We start from the raw sequence: 17,416 nt of genomic DNA, 5'->3' as shown, positions 1-17,416 counted from the left end.
TCCTCACCCTAACCCTCTCCCAAAGGGAGAGGGAACTGTTCGGCAGTGATCATCGCCAGCCGGGCGCTAAATACGCCATCCTCGAGCCGGGTGTCGATCTGCCAGCCCAGCTTCTCGCAGATGCGCTGAATGATGGTGAGGCCACAGCCGTAGCCGAGGATCTGATCCGGCGCCGCCGCCGTCGGGTTGCTGATGGTGAGCACCGGGCCACACAGCTCGATGTCGATATGTCCCTCGGCATAGCTCAGGGCATTTTTCAGCAGGTTGCCGAGGGCGATGGCGAGCAGGGAGAGGGGGGCGTTTACTTCGCTGCTCTCGTCCAGGTTAAGCCGGATATCGAGGGCCTCCCGCTGCAACAGCGGAGCGAGGCGGGCCAGCTCCTGACGGATCAGCGGGGTCACCTGCTGCAGCGGTCGCTCCACTGCATCCTTGCGGCCCAGCAGCAGGAAGGTCTCGGTGAGCAGCGCCATCTCGTCGGCGGCGGCGCGGATGCGGGTGGTGGCGCGGGCGGCCGGTGCTGGCAGATCTGTCACCTTGCCAAGCAGCGCGGCCGAGCCCTGGATCACCATGTTGGGGGTGCGCAGCTCGTGGCTGGCGAAGCGACTGAACTCCTGCTCGCGAGCGAACACTGCGCTCACCTCCTGCTTGCCGGCCAGCAGCGCCAGCTCGATATCCCGCAGCTCCTGCCAGGGGGCGTCGGGTTCGAAATCCGCCTGATCCGGGGTGAGGTGGGCAACCCTCTGTTGCAGCCGTTGCAGCGGCCCCGTGATATGGCGCACCAGCCAGATGCCGAAGCCGAGGCAGGCGAGCAGCAGGGTCACCCCGATCAGCCGGGTCGCCAGATGCAGCTTGTCTTCGTAGGGGTCGAGGTAGTCGTCGGCGTCGTCATTGAACACCAGATAGAGCAGTCCCTCGCCGGAGGGGTGACGGGCCACCAGAAAGTGTTTGTCCTCCTTGCCCAGTTGGTGCTCGAAAAAGCCGGGGGTCTGGTAGGGCTTCAGCCATTTCGGCAGGCGGCCCGCCTCGGTCCAGTAGCTGGAGAACTGTCTGGGGCTCGGGGCAGCGGCGGCCGGGCCGAGTCGCAGCCAGTCATCGCTGTAGCGGGTCACTTCGGCTTCCAGCCAGTGGCGCAGGCTCAACTCCTCCATCTTGTCCTCGGCCACCAGCATCAGGCCGGAGAGCAGGATCAGCAGCACCACCCCGGCGCCGCCGAGCGCCATGATCAGGCGGCGGCGCAGGCTCGGCAGACTCATGCGCTCACCAGTCGGTAGCCCTGGCCGTGCAGGGTCTCCAGCATGGGAGTGGGGAAGGGTTTGTCGAGCGCGTTGCGCAGGGCGTAGATATGGCTGCGCAGGGCATCGGAGTCGGGCTCCTCATCCCCCCAGACGGTGTCGAGCACCTCCTGACGGCTGACGATGGCGGGGGCGCGGCGGGCCAGCAGGGCGAGGATCCGGAACGGGATCTTGCCGAGCTTGAGGGGCTCACCGGCACGGGTGGCGCGGCCGCTGGCGACATCGACCGTCAGATCGCCAAAGCTGATGGCCCCCACATCGCCGCGCGGGCCACGCAGGCTGAGGGCTTGCAGTCGCACCTCCAGCTCCTCCATGGCGAACGGCTTGACCAGATAGTCATCCCCTCCCGCCTTGAAGCCCGCCAGCTTGTCCTCCAGGCTGTCGCGGGCGGTGAGAAACAGCACGGGAGTGGCAATCCCCTGCTCGCGCAGGCGCGCCACTGTGCTGAGGCCATCGAGGCGCGGCATCATCACATCCATGATGATGACGTCGAAACGCTGATCCTCCAGCAGTTGCAGCGCCGCCTGACCGTGATAGGCACAATCGAGGCGGTGACCGGCCAGCTCCAGATAATCCATGATGGTTTCCGCCACCTGAGGATTGTCTTCCACTACCAAAATCTTCATGCTTTGCTCTCCTGGTTGGTGAGCGTTTCACGCTCTTTTCACACCGGATTCGGCATCCTGTTTGCCAGTGTAACCCCGAGGATCCCTGATGAAGAAGTCTCTCTGCGCCCTCCTGTTGCTGATCTTGTTGCCACTTGGCACCGCACAGGCGACCGAATTCAAACTGACCGGCCGCACCACCTGGCAGCTTGGCCAGTTGATGGTCAACGGCATGCCGTTCGTGATCGACGACCAGACCCGCTTCAAGGATTGGCTCAACGAGGATGATCTCGGCGGTACCTGGGTCGAGATGAAGGGGGTGGTGGAGAACGGCGTGCGCTATGTGCGCAAGGTCGAAGCCCTCGACGAAGATGACAAGGACGAGATGGATCTGGAGGGGCCAGTCGAAGGGGGGCGGATCTGGGGCTACACCACTTCGGATAACAGTCTGGCGCCGTTTGAAGGGCGCTGGCTTGAGCTGGAGTGCAAGTTTGACGGCATGCGCCTGAGCCGCTGTCGCGAGGATGACTGATCCGATCTCTGCGTTCCGATTAGAAATGCTCCCGAATGAAGCCCATGCTTGTCCAGCATGGGCTTTTTGTTCAGGGACGAACGAAGATGGAACAATCGAGAACATGGTGTGCATGGATGCTGGGTGTGCCGCTCTGGGCGGCGCAGGCGGGAGCCGACGAATTGTGGCTGGTGGAGCTGGAGCACAGCGACGGCATCCGCCTGCAATTTCAGGGGGCCGAAGTGGAGCAGGGCAGTGCCGCCGTCTGGCGGCAGGGGGAGATTTGGCCGCAGCCACTCAAACCCGGCGACCAGCTCGCCCTGCTGGTGGCCGATGGCGTTGCCACCCGCATTGAGCTGCTGGCCGCCAGAGCCCCGCTGGCCAATCTGCCCTGGCAGCGGGCGCAAGATCGCCTGCAATCCTTCGATGACCGGCAGCTCACGCTGGCCACCCTGGGTACTGTGCGACTCAATCCACAGGTGCGCTGGGTCAACGGTTCGGCCGCCGATCTGCATGCCGGGAGCGAGCTGGTATTGATCCGTTCGGCGGATGGAATATTGCAGGGAATTGAAGTGATCAATCCGGAAGAGTAATTCAGCATCTTCTTATTTAATATAGCTTCACCATATTGTGGCAGCCATTAAATAATGGCTGCCACAATATTTATGATTTATTCCTCAATAAAGTCATCGCTCTAATTATTTTCTTATACCACCATTATTTTGTTTGTCATGGATGTTTTTTGGTGGTTTATTTTATTTGTGTCAGGTTTTGTCGGAGTCCATACCTGTCAAATGAAAAAGGATATTTCTACACAATAACAATTATCGTATGTCTGAAAGAGGGATAAATGATGAATAGAATAATTACCGCCAATCTGGCGTTTTTGGCGTCTTCATTGATGCTCGCTCAGGTGCAGGCGGCTGAACCTGTCTACCCTGATCAGGTCAAGTGGGCGGGGCTTGGCACGGGCGTCTGTGCCAGTGGTTACCGTCCTCTGACCCGCGATGAAGCCATGAGTATCAAGGGTAATCTGGTCAGCCGCATGGGGCAGTGGCAGATCACCGGGCTGGCGGATCGCTGGGTGATTATGGGGCCTGGATATAATGGCGAAATCAAACAGGGCACTGCCGGAGAAACCTGGTGTTATCCCAACTCACCGGTTTCCGGAGAAATACCAATACTCTCTGACTGGAATATTCCGGCGGGTGATGAGGTCGATGTGCAATGGCGTCTTGTCCACGACAATGATTATTTTATCAAGCCAGTCAGTTATCTCGCCCATTATTTGGGATACGCCTGGGTGGGTGGAAATCATAGCCCCTATGTCGGGGAAGATATGGATGTTACCCGGGTTGGCGATGGCTGGCTGATAAAGGGAAATAATGACGGCGGCTGCTCCGGATATCGTTGCGGGGAGAAGAGCTCCATCAAGGTAAGCAACTTCTCATATACCCTGGAACCCGACTCCTTCAGCCATGGTCAGGTCACCGAGAGCGGCAAGCAGCTGGTCAAGACCATCACGGCCAATGCGACCAACTACACCGACCTGCCCCAGCAGGTGGTGGTGACCCTGAAGTATGACAAGGCCACCAACTGGTCGAAGACCGATACCTACAGCCTGAGCGAGAAGGTGACCACCAAGAACAAGTTTCAATGGCCGTTGGTAGGTGAAACCGAATTGGCCATCGAGATCGCTGCGAGCCAGAGTTGGGCCTCCCAGAAAGGGGGCTCGACGACCGAGACCGTCTCGGTTGAAGCGCGCCCCACGGTGCCGCCTCACTCCAGCCTGCCGGTGCGGGTTGCCCTCTACAAGTCCAACATCTCCTACCCCTACGAGTTCAAGGCCGAGGTCAATTATGACCTGACCATGAAGGGCTTCCTGCGTTGGGGCGGCAATGCCTGGTATACCCATCCGGAGAATCGCCCCACCTGGGAGCACACCTTTGCCGTCGGCCCGTTCCGCGACAAGGCGAGCAGCATCCGCTACCAGTGGGACAAGCGTTATATCCCGGGTGAAGTGAAGTGGTGGGACTGGAACTGGACCATCAGCGAGTATGGTTTGTCGACCATGCAGAATAACCTGGGTCGTGTGCTGCGCCCGATCCGTTCGGCAGTGACCGGTGACTTCTACGCCGAGAGCCAGTTTGCCGGCGATATCGAAATCGGTCAGCCCCAGACCCGTTCCGCAAAGGCTGCCCAGCTGCGCACTGCCTCTGCCGATGAGGTGGCGCTTACCGGTGTGGATCTGGACAGCGAGGCTCTTGCCAACGAAGGCTTTGGCAACGTATCCCTGACCATAGTTCCGGTTCAATAACCTCCCTCACAGGCCCCTTTCATAGGGGCCTGTTTCTGTTCTGCGCAAGACGGTGTTCTTGCCCCGCCCCCCTCGACTTTCCCTCTTTTTCTCCTCTTGTCTCTGAATGATCACAACGGGAACTTGTGGCGTGCCAAGGGGATGCCAACGCAGGTTTGACCTGTACTTGGGGTGGCCCCGTGAGCGAGGCATCGTTCACTCATTTGTTGAAAGAGGTGTGTTGGCCAGATTGTTAACGGCTTGTGCTTTAAATTTTCCCCCTTATACTGGCGCCATCTTGTCGGAGTGCTGACCGTCGAACGACGCGAAGCTGAGACCGTTAATTCGGGATCCGTGGAACCTGATCAGGTTAAAACCTGCGAAGGGAACAAGGGTAACTTGCGGGTTACCGCGCCGGGGGAGGAACAAGCCTCTTCCGCTCATCGAAGGGATCACCCTTGATGGGTCAGGGCGCACAGGAGGGAGTCTGTCCCGTCCGGTTGTCCAGCACGTGGGGCGCCTTGCCCACAGCATGCAGAGAGCGGGAAGCGGCAGAACAGCAGCGCGGAGATCCATCCCGCGCGCACTCCCTCCCGAGATAAACACTCCGCCGCAAGTTCATCTTCTCCTCGAACTCCAGACAAGCAAACACCCATAACTTCAACCAGTTAATGTGAGTTTTGCTATGTCTACTTCTGTATCTGATACCGCCAAATCCAGCCGCCGCGAGCAGCGATCCAGCGCCCAGACTTTTATCGACAACCTCAAGGGGATGGCTCATCCCAACTCCCGTCGCATCTTTATCGAAGGCTCCCGCCCCGATATTCGTGTTCCTCTGCGGGAGATCCAGCTGGCCGACACCTTCGTCGGCGGCACCAAAGAAGATCCCCGGTTCGAGCCCAACGAGCCGGTGCCGGTCTATGACACCTCGGGCCGTTACGGGGAGGAGGGGGTTGCCATCGACGTGCGCCGTGGCCTGCCGCGCCTGCGGGAGAACTGGGTGCTGGATCGCGATGATACCGACGAACTGCCGGGGCTCAGCTCCACCTTCACTCAGGAGAGGCTGGCCGATGAGGGGCTGGATCACCTGCGCTTCGAACATCTGCCCAAGCCGCGCCGTGCCAAGCCGGGTCGCCGGGTCACCCAGTTGCACTACGCCCGCGCTGGTATCATCACTCCCGAGATGGAATTTATCGCCATTCGCGAGAACATGGGGCGCGAGCGGGTGCGCTCCGAGCTCCTGCGCACCCAGCATCCGGGCCGCGATTTCGGTGCCCGTTTGCCGGAAAATATCACTCCCGAATTTGTGCGCGATGAGGTGGCCGCCGGCCGCGCCATCATCCCCAGCAACATCAACCACCCGGAAGCGGAGCCGATGATCATCGGCCGCAATTTTCTGGTGAAGATCAACGCCAACATCGGCAACTCGGCGGTCACCTCCAGCATCGAAGAGGAGGTAGAGAAGCTGGTCTGGTCCACCCGCTGGGGCGCCGACACCGTGATGGATCTCTCCACCGGCCGCTACATCCACGAGACCCGCGAGTGGATCCTGCGCAACAGCCCGGTGCCCATCGGTACCGTGCCCATCTATCAGGCGTTGGAGAAGACCAACGGCATCGCCGAAGACCTCACCTGGGAGCTGTTCCGCGACACCCTGCTGGAGCAGGCCGAGCAGGGGGTGGACTACTTCACCATCCACGCCGGCGTCTTGCTGCGCTTTGTGCCAATGACCGCCAAGCGCCTCACCGGCATCGTCTCCCGTGGTGGCAGCATCATGGCCAAGTGGTGCCTGTCGCACCACAAGGAGAACTTCCTCTACCAGCACTTTCGCGAGATCTGCGAGATCTGCGCCGCTTATGACGTGGCCCTGTCCCTCGGTGACGGTCTGCGCCCGGGATCCGTCTATGACGCCAACGACGAGGCCCAGTTCGCCGAGCTGCGCACCCTTGGTGAGCTGACCAAAATCGCGTGGGAGTACGACGTGCAGGTGATGATCGAGGGGCCGGGTCATGTGCCGATGCACATGATCGAGCGCAACATGACCGAGCAGCTGGAGCACTGCCACGAGGCACCGTTCTACACGCTGGGCCCGCTCACCACCGATATCGCGCCGGGTTACGATCACTTCACCTCCGGCATCGGCGCCGCGCTCATCGGCTGGTACGGCTGCGCCATGCTTTGCTATGTGACCCCCAAGGAGCATCTGGGGCTGCCCAACAAGGAGGATGTGAAGCAGGGGCTGATTACCTACAAGATCGCCGCCCACGCCGCCGATCTGGCCAAGGGGCACCCGGGCGCCCAGATCCGCGACAACGCCATGTCCAAGGCGCGCTTCGAATTCCGCTGGGAGGATCAGTTCAATCTGGCCCTCGACCCCGACACCGCCCGTGCCTACCACGACGAGACCCTGCCGCAGGAGTCCGGCAAGGTGGCTCACTTCTGCTCCATGTGCGGGCCCAAGTTCTGCTCCATGAAGATCACTCAGGACGTGCGTGACTACGCAGCAAAGCTGGAGGCCGTTGAGATCAAGCTGGTCGGCATGGATGGCCAGCAGGAGCAGGTAGTGGCTCAGGTGGAGAGCGGCATGGCCCGCATGGCTGAAACCTTCAAGGAGACCGGCGGCGAGATCTACCATCAGGCGGCGGCGCTGAAACAGGCCGCAGGGGAGGAGGCGTGAGCAGCGCAAGCGGGGCTGTCAGCCCCGCCGATCTGCTGCCTGTGACGGACTCCCGCCCAGTTGTCTGGACCATCGCCGGTTCAGACTCCGGCGGCGGTGCCGGCATTCAGGCCGACTTGCATACCTTGCACGACCTCGGCGTGCACGGTTGTTCGGTTATCTCCGCCATTACCGCCCAGAACTCGGTGGCGGTGAAGATGGTCGACCCCGTGCTGATGCAGACCTTCACCGCCCAGATCGACGCCCTCGGCGTCGATCTGCCGCCCGCCGCCATCAAGATTGGCCTGCTGCCGACCCGGCTCCATGTGGAGGTGCTGGCCCGCCGACTGGCAACTATAGAGGCTCCCTTCGTGGTCTACGACCCGGTGGCCATCGCCAGCACCGGCACCCCGATGGCGGAGCCCAATATGCTGGAGGCGGTGCGCGAACAGCTGCTGCCACGTCTGTCGCTTATTACCCCCAACGGCCCCGAGCTGGAAGCCCTGACCGGACTGCCGATCAGCAGCCCCGAACTGGTGCGCCTTGCCGCCCGCCGCCTGCGCGAACTCGGCGCCCGCGCCGTGCTGGTCAAGGGGGGCCATCTGGAGTGGAGTGGCGATCTCTGCCTCGATTACTACCAGGATGAGCAGCGTGAATTCTGGCTGGCGGCACCGCGCCTCGATACCCGCCACGGCCACGGCACCGGCTGCTGCTACGCCAGCGCCATCGCCGCCGTGGTGGCGCAGGATTATCCGGTAGAGGACGCCATCACCCTCGCTCGCGCCTACCTGCAACAGGGGCTGGCGGCGGCGCAGGGAGTGGGCGCAGGCCCGGGGCCCATCGCCCATCTCGGCTGGCCCGCCGATCTTGCCCACTTCCCCCGCGCCGTATTGGCGGGGTCAACCCTCGATCGCCGCTTCGGACTTTATGAGGCGAGCGGTGCCCGCCTGCCGGATGGTCCCTTCGCGCCGACCGAACACAACCTCGGCCTCTATCCGGTGGTCGATTCGGTCAAGTGGCTGCGCCGCCTGCTGGGGCAGGGGGTCAAGACCATCCAGCTGCGGATCAAGAATCTGCCCGCCGCAGAGGTGGCACCGGCCATTCGCGATGCGGTAGCGCTCGGTCGCCGCCATGGGGCGCGGCTCTTTATCAACGACTACTGGCAGCAGGCCATCGAGGCGGGCGCCTGGGGCGTGCATCTGGGGCAGGAGGACATGGAGACCGCCGATCTCGCCGCCATTCAGGCGGCGGGGCTGCGTCTTGGCATCTCCACCCACGGCTACTTCGAGCTGATGCGGGCCCGCGAGCTGGCCCCCTCCTATATCGCGCTGGGTCATATCTTCCCGACCAACACCAAGGCAATGCCGTCTCGCCCGCAGGGGCTGGTGCGGCTGCATCGCTACCGCGCCCTGATGGCGGAGTGGCCCACGGTCGCCATCGGCGGCATCAGCGAGGAGCGGGTGGCGGCGGTCAAGGCAAGCGGGGTCGGCAGTATCGCGCTGGTCTCGGCCATCACCGCCAGCGACGACTGGCAGGGGGCGACCGAGCGGCTGCTCGCGGCCGTGGGGGCGGGGGATGAACCGCGCTCGGCTTCTGCCATAAGTGAGGTGGAACATGCTCTCTGATGCTGAGTATTTGCGATACGGCCGCCAGCTGATGCTGGCGGAAGTGGGGGAGGCGGGGCAGGCTCGGCTGAAAGATAAGTCCGTGCTGATCGTGGGCTTGGGCGGGCTTGGCTCGCCGCTCGCCCTCTATCTGGTTGGCGCCGGTGTGGGCACCTTGTGGCTGGCCGATGGCGATACGGTGGACTCCAGCAACCTGCCGCGCCAGATCCTGTTCGATAGCGAGGCGGTCAACCACTCCAAGGCGGAGCTGGCCCGCGAGCGCTTGGCGGCCCACAACCCGCTGGTGGAGCTGATTGCCATCAACCAGCGACTCGATGCCGCCAGCCTGCCGGAGTTTGTGGCCGAGGTGGATCTGGTGATCGACTGCTGCGACAACCTCGCCACCCGCCAGGCCATCAACGCCGCCTGCGTGGCTCAGGGCAAGCCCTGGATCTCCGCCGCCGCGGTGGGCTGGCAGGGGCAGCTGATGGCGCGCACCAGCAGTGAGCACGCCTGTTACGCCTGCCTCTATCCGCTTGATACCAAGCTCGCCCAGAGCTGCGAGACCAGCGGCGTCACCGGCCCGCTGGTCGGGGTGATGGGCTCCTTGCAGGCACTGGAGGCATTGAAACTGCTGCTCGGCCTGCCAAGCCCGGTCGCCGGCACATTGCGCCGCTTCGATGCCCTTACCCATCAGTGGCAGACCCTCACTCTGGCCCCTGACCCCGATTGCCCGGTTTGCGGGCTGCGCCGATGCCCGACACACGATAAGGAGATCACCCCATGACCCTCACCATTCGACTCAACGATAAAGCCCAGTCGCTGGCGGCAGGGCAGAGCGTGGCCGACCTGCTGGCGGCGCAAGACGTTAATCCACAGGGCGTAGCGGTGGCCCTTAACGGCGCCGTGCTGCCCCGTGGCCGCTGGGCCGAGACCCGTCTCAATGACGGGGATGAACTTCACCTCTTCACCGCCATAGCGGGAGGCTGACATGCTGACCATTGCCGATCACACCTTCTCTTCGCGCCTCTTTACCGGCACCGGCAAGTTTGCCCGCCCGGAACTGATGGCCGCCGCCATTGAGGCGAGCGGCTCCCAGCTCGTCACCATGGCCATCAAGCGGCTCGAACCGGGCAAGGCCCACGACGATATCCTGAGCCCCTTGCTGCAACTCGGGGTCAAGCTGCTGCCCAACACCTCCGGCGCCAAGACCGCCGCTGAGGCGGTATTTGCTGCCCATCTCGCCCGCGAGGCGCTGGGGACGAACTGGCTGAAGCTGGAGATCCACCCCGATCCGCGCTATCTGCTGCCCGATCCCATCGAGACGCTGAAAGCCGCCGAGCAGCTGGTGAAAGAGGGCTTTGTGGTGCTGCCCTACTGCGGCGCCGACCCCGTGCTCTGCAAACGGCTCGAAGAGGTGGGCTGCGCCGCCGTGATGCCGCTCGGTGCGCCCATCGGTTCCAATCAGGGACTGGTGACCCGGGAGTTTCTCGCCATCATCGTCGAGCAGGCCAATGTGCCTGTGGTGGTGGATGCGGGCATAGGTGCGCCGAGCCACGCCGCCGCCGCCTTTGAACTGGGTGCCGATGCCGTGCTGGTCAACACTGCCATCGCGGTGAGCGGCGACCCGGTCGCCATGGGCCGCGCCTTTGCGCTGGCCTGCACCGCCGGTCGCAGCGCCTATGAAGCTGGCCTTGGCGCTCGCGCCCTGCAGGCGCAAGCCTCCAGCCCGCTCACCGATTTTCTGGGGGCGTTATGAGTCAGGGAATTGCTATCACTGGGGGAGATTCTTCCTCCCCTCTCCCCTTGGGAGAGGGGCTGGGGGTGAGGGCAGAGGCAGATTCGGTGCTTGAAGGGGGCGAACCCTGCGCTCCTCTCGCCGGGAGGGGGTTGGATTTTGCCAATCGTTGGCAGGAGCTGGAGTGGGACGATATCGGCATGCAGATCCGCGCCAAGACCGCCGCCGATGTAGAGCGGGCGCTGGGTTCACCCCGCCGTACCTTGGCCGATTTTATGGCGCTGATCTCGCCAGCTGCCGAAGCCTATCTGCCGCAGATGGCAGCCGAGGCCGAGCGCCTGACCCGCCAGCGCTTTGGCAACACCATCGGCTTCTATGTGCCGCTCTATCTGTCGAACCTCTGCGCCAACGACTGCACCTACTGCGGCTTCTCCATGAGCAACCGCCTCAAGCGCAAGACCTTGAATGCAGAGGAGATTGAGCGCGAGTGTCTGGCCATCAAGGCGCGCGGTTTTGACAGCGTGCTGCTGGTGACCGGCGAGCATGAACACAAGGTGGGGCTCGCCTATTTTCGCGAGGTGATGCCCATCATCCGCCGCCACTTCAGCACGGTGGGGATGGAGGTGCAGCCCCTTTCGCAGGCTGACTATGCCGAGCTGAAAAGCCTCGGCCTCGACGCCGTCATGGTCTATCAGGAGACCTACCACGCCCCCACCTACGCCCGCCACCACCTGCGCGGCAACAAGCGGGATATCGCATGGCGCCTCGCCACGCCGGATCGGCTGGGCCGCGCCGGTATCGACAAAATCGGCTTGGGGGCGCTGATCGGTCTCTCCTCGGACTGGCGCGCCGACAGCTACTTTGTCGCCGAGCACCTGAGCTGGCTTGAGCGTCACCACTGGCAGAGTCGCTATTCGCTCTCCTTCCCGCGCCTGCGCCCCTGCACCGGCGGGCTGGAGCCTGCCGTGGTCATGTCGGATCGCCAGCTGGCCCAGCTTATCTGTGCCTGGCGCCTCTTCTCGCCCACGCTGGACTTGTCCCTCTCCACCCGAGAGTCGGCTACGTTTCGCAACGGCGCGGTGCGCCTTGGCATCACCCAGATGTCGGCCGAATCACGCACTCAGCCGGGTGGCTATGCCGAGGGGGATAAAGAGGAGCTGGAGCAGTTCGCCATCCACGACGACCGCCCGGTGGGGGAAGTGGCCGCCGCCGTACGGCAGGCAGGATTACAGCCGGTGTTTAAAGATTGGGAGCCGTTTTTGGGTCGTTAACGACGTTTACACCTGTGGTAACAGACAGCGGCAAGCAGATCGGAGGGGCAGACCCCGCCACTGCTTGTCGCTTTGCTTTGTTTGCTCCAACAAGATTGTTTCGTTGGTGCGACGATGTCTCTTGATATCGTTTCGCCAGTGCAAAAACCGTGGCTGCTGGTCAGCTGATCGAATGGGTCATTGCGCCCATAAGCAACAGCCGATTAGGGGGATGAAAGTTGAATTACACCCCCAATTCTTCAAGGCACCAATTATATGGCGCCCCTTTGTTCAGAGCTGCTTGAGGTATTCGGTTAGCGAAGGGCTGAGCAAATTCCTTCATCCCTGCGAATCTGTCCAGTTCTGCCTGGCCAATCTTCTGTAGCTGGGTTTTCTGGGCGGGAGTTAGCGTGGTGGTCCTCGCTTTGATCAAGGTGTCGAGAAAACTGCGGTCTCCCTCTACGGCTTGATGGAACGCCTTGAGTGCCAGCGCATCGACCTCTGCTGCGGTGCAGCGCTCCATGCTTTTCTCATGCAGATAGATCAGCAAGGTCGCCTGCTGTTCCCTCTCCAGTGACCAGAAGAGGTCGCTTTTCGCGGGCAGTGTGGCGCTGTGTTGTGACTTGATCGCTTCACATCGCTCAAACGCAGGATCCAGATCGTGGAGTGAGAGGGCCATAGAGGCCTGACATATAAAGAGCAGCAGGAAGGCAAGTTTACTTGTTATATGAGGCATGGACGCATTTCCAGAATTGGGATTCTTTACCTGTTGAAGACCATGCCATGGGTTCAACAACCTGATTCAATTTATGGCGAAGCATATTGGGGATCCCTTCCATTGCTTGACCATACAACTCCCAATCGTAATCGTTGATATTGTAAACCACGTCTTTGGCACTTCTTGGATCGCTGAAAATCGTATATAGCGGTGTGGCAGAAACAGCGAATGCAAGTTGATTTGCGCTATCCACCAGTTGATCAATTTGCTCAAGAGCATCTATTGAGCGGGAGCTCAGAGTCAACTCTTTGATCGGACAAGTGGCTATCCCCATGATACTCTCCTGTAGCTACCAGACATGAATGAGGCCAAATGGATATCATTTATCCAGCCAATCGTCAAATTGAAGGGCTTGAAAATGGAAGGTATATCGTACTGTTATGAGGTAAGCAGAACAGTGAGAGATGGATATTTATCATGATGCTACTGGGCGTTTTTCTTATTGCGGCAATCTACATTTTTGCTGGTTTTGGGCGGCTTGAGGATAAGAGTTTTTTATTTGGTTCGCTCTTGATGATATTCTACCTTATCCTCTATTACACTTTCCCAGTTACTACTTTCGGCACTTCAATTTATATTGGCCGCTTGACCCAATATCTCCCTGTTTTTTCATATGGCTTGATATTGTTTGGTTCATCATTTATCCCATTTAAAAAAGAAGTTGTATATATAGCTGGGTTTTTAGGGTTGTTGCTCTCCATTTTTTCTCAATTTTTGTTAAATGTCATTATTTAGCTTGGTAGTGGTTTTTTGACAAGTTTGAAAAATGGAGGGGTAACTCATGGAGTTTGTCCAACCGATGGTTATGTATATGGCAATTCGATTTCTCTAAAATTCAAGGCGAATTGATACTTGCTTAAGCTAGCTTGATAGCAAGGTATTTTCTTAAATGAATTTTCCTCGAATGCTAATTTTCCTAGTGATATTTTGTCTGATTCGGTTAGCCTACAACCTAAAAATATCCCAGTAATACATTCTACAGGGATATCAAAAAGGAAAATGGATGTCGGAACAGCAGCAATAAAAGAAAGTAGCTCGTTTAATATTGTCCCGCTTGGAGAAAATCTCATCTCCTCCATATCATCTGTAGCACTGCCATCTTTTTCTTGTTTATCCATTAAGTCGCATAATTGATGGTTTATGGATATTTTAATCACCCCTTTACATTCTTGAAAATTAAGAAGTGCAAGGTAGTTCTCATCATAGAAGTCTAGGATGTATTCATAGGTGTCTTTATTTATGATAAAGTAATCAGCATTCGATACTTTAGTTATTACTCGATGTTCTTTTTCATAAATCCAGTCATCACTCTTAGTTAATAAATTTCTTTTGGGTGAGGTGGTATATGGTAGTACCTCATGTCTTTCTCTATTATATAATACACGTTCAATAGAGTTACTCACAGATAGTATTTTATTGAAGTGAGTCTTCAAAGCATTGTAGTCAAACTCAATAACAATACCCTTATGCTCGTCAGCGTAGTGAGACCACATCAATAAGTTATTGTAACTTTCCGTGAAAGAGATGATTCCTGTATCATCAAACCCTTCATCACTTGCATATTCTGCAATTTGTTGGAAGAAATCCTCTCGATGAGCATCTTCTAATATTTTATCTAGCGTATCTTGGTCTGGGCTGAGCTCAAAAGGGTCATTCAGTGCACAGCGCTGACTTAACCTAAGACTAGGTTTTTTAAAAAAATCAGGTCTAAATTTCATGTATTTGTAAATTTTATTCATTACAAATGCCTTGCTTCTTCAAAAAATAACTCACATGCCCCGGCGGCATATCGGGCAGCTGGCCAAAGACTTCGTAACCCTGCTTCTGGTAGAAGGGGAGGGCCTGAAAACTGGTGGTTTCCAGATGGTAGTTGCTGATGCCCTTGCTTTGGGCGTACTGCTCCATGGCGCCGAGCAGGCGGCCGCCCCAGCCGTCGCGGCGGATGCTTTCGTCGATCCAGAGCCAGTCGACGTGCAGCCAGCCCCACTTGATGTCGGCGATGATGCCGCCGTGTACCTTGCCCTCTTCATCCTTGATAAAGCTGGCGATCCGTTCGCGCAGATGGGTGCCGGCGTGATCCTTGTTGAAGCCCGAGAGGCCAATGCGCAGCGCTTCGATCTCATCGTCCTGAGGCGGTTGGGGTGGGGTGAGTTGCATAGTACTTCCTGCTTGATAGTGGTTGTCTCTAACGGGTTGCCGCTTCCAGCGCGGCTATCTCGCCGCCGCTAATAAGCGGCAGGTTGCGGCTGATCTGCTCTACCGGCCAGTCCCACCAGGCGATGGCGTTGAGACGGGCGATGGTGTCGTCGTCGAAGCGGTAGCGGATCACCTTGGCGGGATTGCCGCCGACCACGGCGTAGGCGGGCACGTCGCCGGTGACCACGGAGCGGGCGGCGATAATGGCGCCGTTGCCGACTTTTACTCCCGGCATGATCAGGGCGTCATAGCCAGTCCAGACATCGTTGCCGATCACGGTATCGCCCTTGTAGGGGAGGCTGCCCGGGGCGGGTGCGGCATGCTCCCAGCCGTTGCTGAAGATAAAGAAGGGGTAGGTGGAGAAGCCGGAGGTCTGGTGGTTGGCGCCGTTCATGATGAACTTCACCCCGCGGGCGATGGCGCAGAACTTGCCGATGATCAGCTTGTCGCCGATGAAGGGGAAGTGGTAGAGGACGTTGCGCTCGAAGCCCGCCGAATCCTCCGGGTCGTCGTAATAGGTGTAGTCACCCACCTCGATATTGGGCCCCTTGATGGTGTTCTTGATAAAGCACACCTGGGGGAAGCCGTTCATGGGGTGGGGATTGGCGGGGTCGGGTCCGTGCATCTGGTCTCCTTGGGGTGGCCGGGCTAGAGCGCCGGGAAGTAGCAGGCGCTCATGTCGATGGGGTGATCTGGGCAATTGGGCAGATAGAATTGCCAGCCCGCATCGGAGAAAGCGCGCAGTTCGGTCTCGACAAACTTGATGGCGAGGCTCAGGGCCTGCAGGCTGTCGATGCTGTAGATAAAGGTCTTGTCGCTCAGCCCCGCCAGCTTCACCTTGCAGCGCCAGTCACCGCTGGCGGACTTGGGATCCGGCTCGGGGGCCTTGATGGCGATCTTGAGGGTGAGCTGTTCCCCTTCGAGACTGACCGCCTCGAAACGGGCTTTGACGATGGCATTCTTCATCCTGCAACTCCTTGTGCGATTCCCCTCCTGCTGCATCGGGCTGCGTCTCCATGGAGGGACAAAAATGGGGGCGAGCTACAGGAGCCTAAACGAAGCCTCTTTTTGAAACAATGGGATATGGGTGGATCCCGGTGGTTTGCCGGTCACAGCGGGCTGTTTCACCGTGCGGGGTACACTTGCTGTAAAGGATTGTTGGCTACCGCTGCAAATCTATCTCTTATGCTGATTGCTGGTGGGGCACCGGCTTGGGGCACAATAGGCGGCCCCTGCTGGCCACACACAAGCCACACACAAGAAGTACAGGAGCATCCATGACTCTTTCGGTATCGCAGCTTTACGAGGTGATGGCCCAGTTGCCCGATCCCGTTTTTATCCTGAGTGAAGATGGCTATTACGTGGAATACATAGGGGGCGTGGAGCAGCAATCCTATCAGGACGGCAATCCGCTGGCAGGCAAGCAGCTGCGGGATGTGCTGCCGGAGACGATGGCGCTCTGGGTAATGGCGCAGGTCGCGCTGGCGCTGGATAGCGGCCAGGTGCAGGTGGTCAAGTACGATCTGGCTGCCAGCGAGGTGGGCGGTATTGATGCCGGTGTCGGGCCGCAAGGGATGCAGCGCTTTGAGGGCAAGATTGCCCCCCTGCCATCTCTTTACGACGGCAAGCGGGCGGTCGCCTGGGTGACCCGCAATATCACCCGCCAGTTCGAGTTGCAGCAGCGCCTGCAGCATCAGAGCGAGACCGACCAGCTGACCGGCCTCCATAACCGCCGCTACTTCTTCGAACATTGCCAGCAGGTGAGGGGCAACGAGGCCCCCTGCGGCCTGCTTATGCTCGACATCGATCACTTCAAGCAGATCAACGATCGCTTCGGCCATCGGCAGGGGGATCTGGCACTGCAGCGTTTTGCCACCTGCGTCGATGGCCGGTTGCGGGCGGACGATCTCTTTGTGCGCAGCGGCGGCGAGGAGTTCGTGATCCTGCTGCCACGGCTTGATGAGGCCGGGTTGCTGGAGATGGCCGAGGGGATCCGCGCTGCGGTCGAGGCGCTGCCTGCCGATCCGGTCGCCATCACGGTCAGTCTGGGCACAACTCTGGTGCAGCCGGAGGAGGAGATCAATCAGGCGCTGGCTCGGGCCGACGAGTGGCTCTATCGGGCCAAGCGGGCAGGCCGCAACCGGGTGGCGCACTGCCCGGCAGGTTGAAAGTGCCGCCTCGGTCGCAGTGGGAAATAGCCTGCTCTTTTACCCTGAATAAATTGGCTGACATCACTGTCAATTAGTAGAAAAGTTGGCCGTATTATTTAACTCATATTCCACAGCTTAAGGTGTTAATATTATTGGCCTGATCGCTGGTCTTATTTGTGTTGTTGGGCAACAGCATGAGGTTTTATCGGTATGTTATCAAACAGGCGTGAATCTGGTTTTGGGTGACGAATGTGATACATCCTGTTGTCTTTTGAAACATTCCGATTCAAACAGTCATGAATTATTAACCTTGACCCGGATGGCGATTTCAACGATGGTA

General features: G+C 59.2%; 19 protein-coding genes and 1 riboswitch. Of the genes, 11 read left to right on the top strand and 8 right to left on the bottom strand.

The window, feature by feature from the left end; all coding sequences use genetic code 11:
• Positions 1-8: 8 nt before the first annotated feature.
• Together ACTG2O_RS01690 and ACTG2O_RS01685 are read right to left on the bottom strand one after the other, a co-directional pair.
• Positions 9-1,253, bottom strand: coding sequence for a sensor histidine kinase (locus ACTG2O_RS01690; RefSeq protein ID WP_439975269.1), 1,245 nt, complete (start codon positions 1,251-1,253; stop codon positions 9-11).
• Positions 1,250-1,918 (bottom strand): response regulator transcription factor, encoded by a 669-nt coding sequence (locus tag ACTG2O_RS01685; protein WP_047434725.1) that lies wholly within the window; start codon positions 1,916-1,918, stop codon positions 1,250-1,252. Before ACTG2O_RS01685 ends, ACTG2O_RS01690 begins: the two co-directional genes overlap by 4 nt.
• An 88-nt stretch (positions 1,919-2,006) precedes the next feature.
• On the opposite strand from ACTG2O_RS01685, the gene ACTG2O_RS01680 reads away from it, so the two are divergent.
• The 9 genes from ACTG2O_RS01680 (at position 2,007) to thiH (ending at position 11,973) form a co-directional block, all read left to right on the top strand.
• Entirely contained in the window at positions 2,007-2,429 is a 423-nt protein-coding gene (locus ACTG2O_RS01680; RefSeq protein ID WP_005340092.1) for a hypothetical protein, read from the top strand.
• An 86-nt stretch (positions 2,430-2,515) separates the two neighbouring features.
• The gene (locus tag ACTG2O_RS01675) at positions 2,516-3,001 is read left to right on the top strand and encodes a hypothetical protein (protein ID WP_439975268.1); all 486 of its coding nucleotides are present in this window, start codon (positions 2,516-2,518) and stop codon (positions 2,999-3,001) included.
• Between the two features lie 260 nt (positions 3,002-3,261).
• Complete coding sequence (gene aerA, locus ACTG2O_RS01670; RefSeq protein WP_231720673.1) at positions 3,262-4,725, top strand: aerolysin AerA; 1,464 nt, start codon at positions 3,262-3,264, stop codon at positions 4,723-4,725.
• Positions 4,726-4,996: 271 nt separating this feature from the next.
• Positions 4,997-5,109: riboswitch (TPP riboswitch) on the top strand.
• A 280-nt stretch (positions 5,110-5,389) separates the two neighbouring features.
• Positions 5,390-7,381, top strand: a complete 1,992-nt coding sequence (thiC, locus tag ACTG2O_RS01665; protein WP_439975267.1) for a phosphomethylpyrimidine synthase ThiC — start codon at positions 5,390-5,392, stop codon at positions 7,379-7,381.
• Positions 7,378-8,985, top strand: a complete 1,608-nt coding sequence (gene thiE, locus ACTG2O_RS01660) for a thiamine phosphate synthase (RefSeq protein WP_439975266.1) — start codon at positions 7,378-7,380, stop codon at positions 8,983-8,985. The genes thiC and thiE overlap by 4 nt, the downstream gene beginning before the upstream one ends.
• A complete protein-coding gene (locus ACTG2O_RS01655) occupies positions 8,975-9,751 on the top strand; it encodes a HesA/MoeB/ThiF family protein (RefSeq protein ID WP_439975265.1) in 777 nt (258 codons plus the stop codon). Before thiE ends, ACTG2O_RS01655 begins: the two co-directional genes overlap by 11 nt.
• Positions 9,748-9,954: a sulfur carrier protein ThiS gene (thiS, locus tag ACTG2O_RS01650; RefSeq protein ID WP_005308183.1), complete on the top strand. Its 207-nt coding sequence runs from the start codon at positions 9,748-9,750 to the stop codon at positions 9,952-9,954. The genes ACTG2O_RS01655 and thiS overlap by 4 nt, the downstream gene beginning before the upstream one ends.
• A 1-nt stretch (position 9,955) precedes the next feature.
• Positions 9,956-10,723 (top strand): thiazole synthase, encoded by a 768-nt coding sequence (locus ACTG2O_RS01645; RefSeq protein ID WP_040069445.1) that lies wholly within the window; start codon positions 9,956-9,958, stop codon positions 10,721-10,723.
• A complete protein-coding gene (gene thiH / locus ACTG2O_RS01640; RefSeq protein WP_439975264.1) occupies positions 10,720-11,973 on the top strand; it encodes a 2-iminoacetate synthase ThiH in 1,254 nt (417 codons plus the stop codon). The genes ACTG2O_RS01645 and thiH overlap by 4 nt, the downstream gene beginning before the upstream one ends.
• A 223-nt stretch (positions 11,974-12,196) precedes the next feature.
• On the opposite strand, the gene ACTG2O_RS01635 is transcribed toward thiH, so the two are convergent.
• Both ACTG2O_RS01635 and ACTG2O_RS01630 read right to left on the bottom strand, forming a co-directional pair.
• Complete coding sequence (locus ACTG2O_RS01635) at positions 12,197-12,688, bottom strand: hypothetical protein (protein ID WP_439975263.1); 492 nt, start codon at positions 12,686-12,688, stop codon at positions 12,197-12,199.
• Positions 12,669-13,004, bottom strand: coding sequence for a hypothetical protein (locus ACTG2O_RS01630; protein ID WP_033112521.1), 336 nt, complete (start codon positions 13,002-13,004; stop codon positions 12,669-12,671). Before ACTG2O_RS01630 ends, ACTG2O_RS01635 begins: the two co-directional genes overlap by 20 nt.
• A 143-nt stretch (positions 13,005-13,147) precedes the next feature.
• Between ACTG2O_RS01630 and ACTG2O_RS01625 the strand changes: the two genes are divergently transcribed.
• A complete protein-coding gene (locus ACTG2O_RS01625) occupies positions 13,148-13,465 on the top strand; it encodes a hypothetical protein (RefSeq protein WP_275057079.1) in 318 nt (105 codons plus the stop codon).
• Between the two features lie 68 nt (positions 13,466-13,533).
• Here ACTG2O_RS01625 and ACTG2O_RS01620 read toward each other — a convergent pair whose 3' ends face one another.
• The 4 genes from ACTG2O_RS01620 to ACTG2O_RS01605 are packed head-to-tail and all read right to left on the bottom strand — an operon-like array spanning position 13,534 to position 15,892.
• Entirely contained in the window at positions 13,534-14,469 is a 936-nt protein-coding gene (locus ACTG2O_RS01620) for a DUF2971 domain-containing protein (RefSeq protein ID WP_275057078.1), read from the bottom strand.
• On the bottom strand, positions 14,462-14,887 hold the full coding sequence (locus ACTG2O_RS01615) for a GNAT family N-acetyltransferase (protein ID WP_275057077.1): 426 nt from the start codon (positions 14,885-14,887) through the stop codon (positions 14,462-14,464). Before ACTG2O_RS01615 ends, ACTG2O_RS01620 begins: the two co-directional genes overlap by 8 nt.
• A 28-nt stretch (positions 14,888-14,915) precedes the next feature.
• Positions 14,916-15,551 (bottom strand): Vat family streptogramin A O-acetyltransferase, encoded by a 636-nt coding sequence (locus ACTG2O_RS01610; protein ID WP_439975262.1) that lies wholly within the window; start codon positions 15,549-15,551, stop codon positions 14,916-14,918.
• Positions 15,552-15,574: 23 nt separating this feature from the next.
• On the bottom strand, positions 15,575-15,892 hold the full coding sequence (locus ACTG2O_RS01605; RefSeq protein ID WP_439975261.1) for a DUF6968 family protein: 318 nt from the start codon (positions 15,890-15,892) through the stop codon (positions 15,575-15,577).
• 311 nt (positions 15,893-16,203) lie between these two features.
• On the opposite strand from ACTG2O_RS01605, the gene ACTG2O_RS01600 reads away from it, so the two are divergent.
• On the top strand, positions 16,204-17,094 hold the full coding sequence (locus tag ACTG2O_RS01600; protein ID WP_439975260.1) for a GGDEF domain-containing protein: 891 nt from the start codon (positions 16,204-16,206) through the stop codon (positions 17,092-17,094).
• Positions 17,095-17,416: the final 322 nt, after the last annotated feature.

This window comes from Aeromonas sp. 61P (genome assembly GCF_051919545.1).
GTDB lineage: Bacteria > Pseudomonadota > Gammaproteobacteria > Enterobacterales > Aeromonadaceae > Aeromonas > Aeromonas veronii.
The sequence above is the reverse complement of the archived record's forward strand: the minus strand, read 5'-3'. Positions and strand labels throughout refer to the sequence as shown.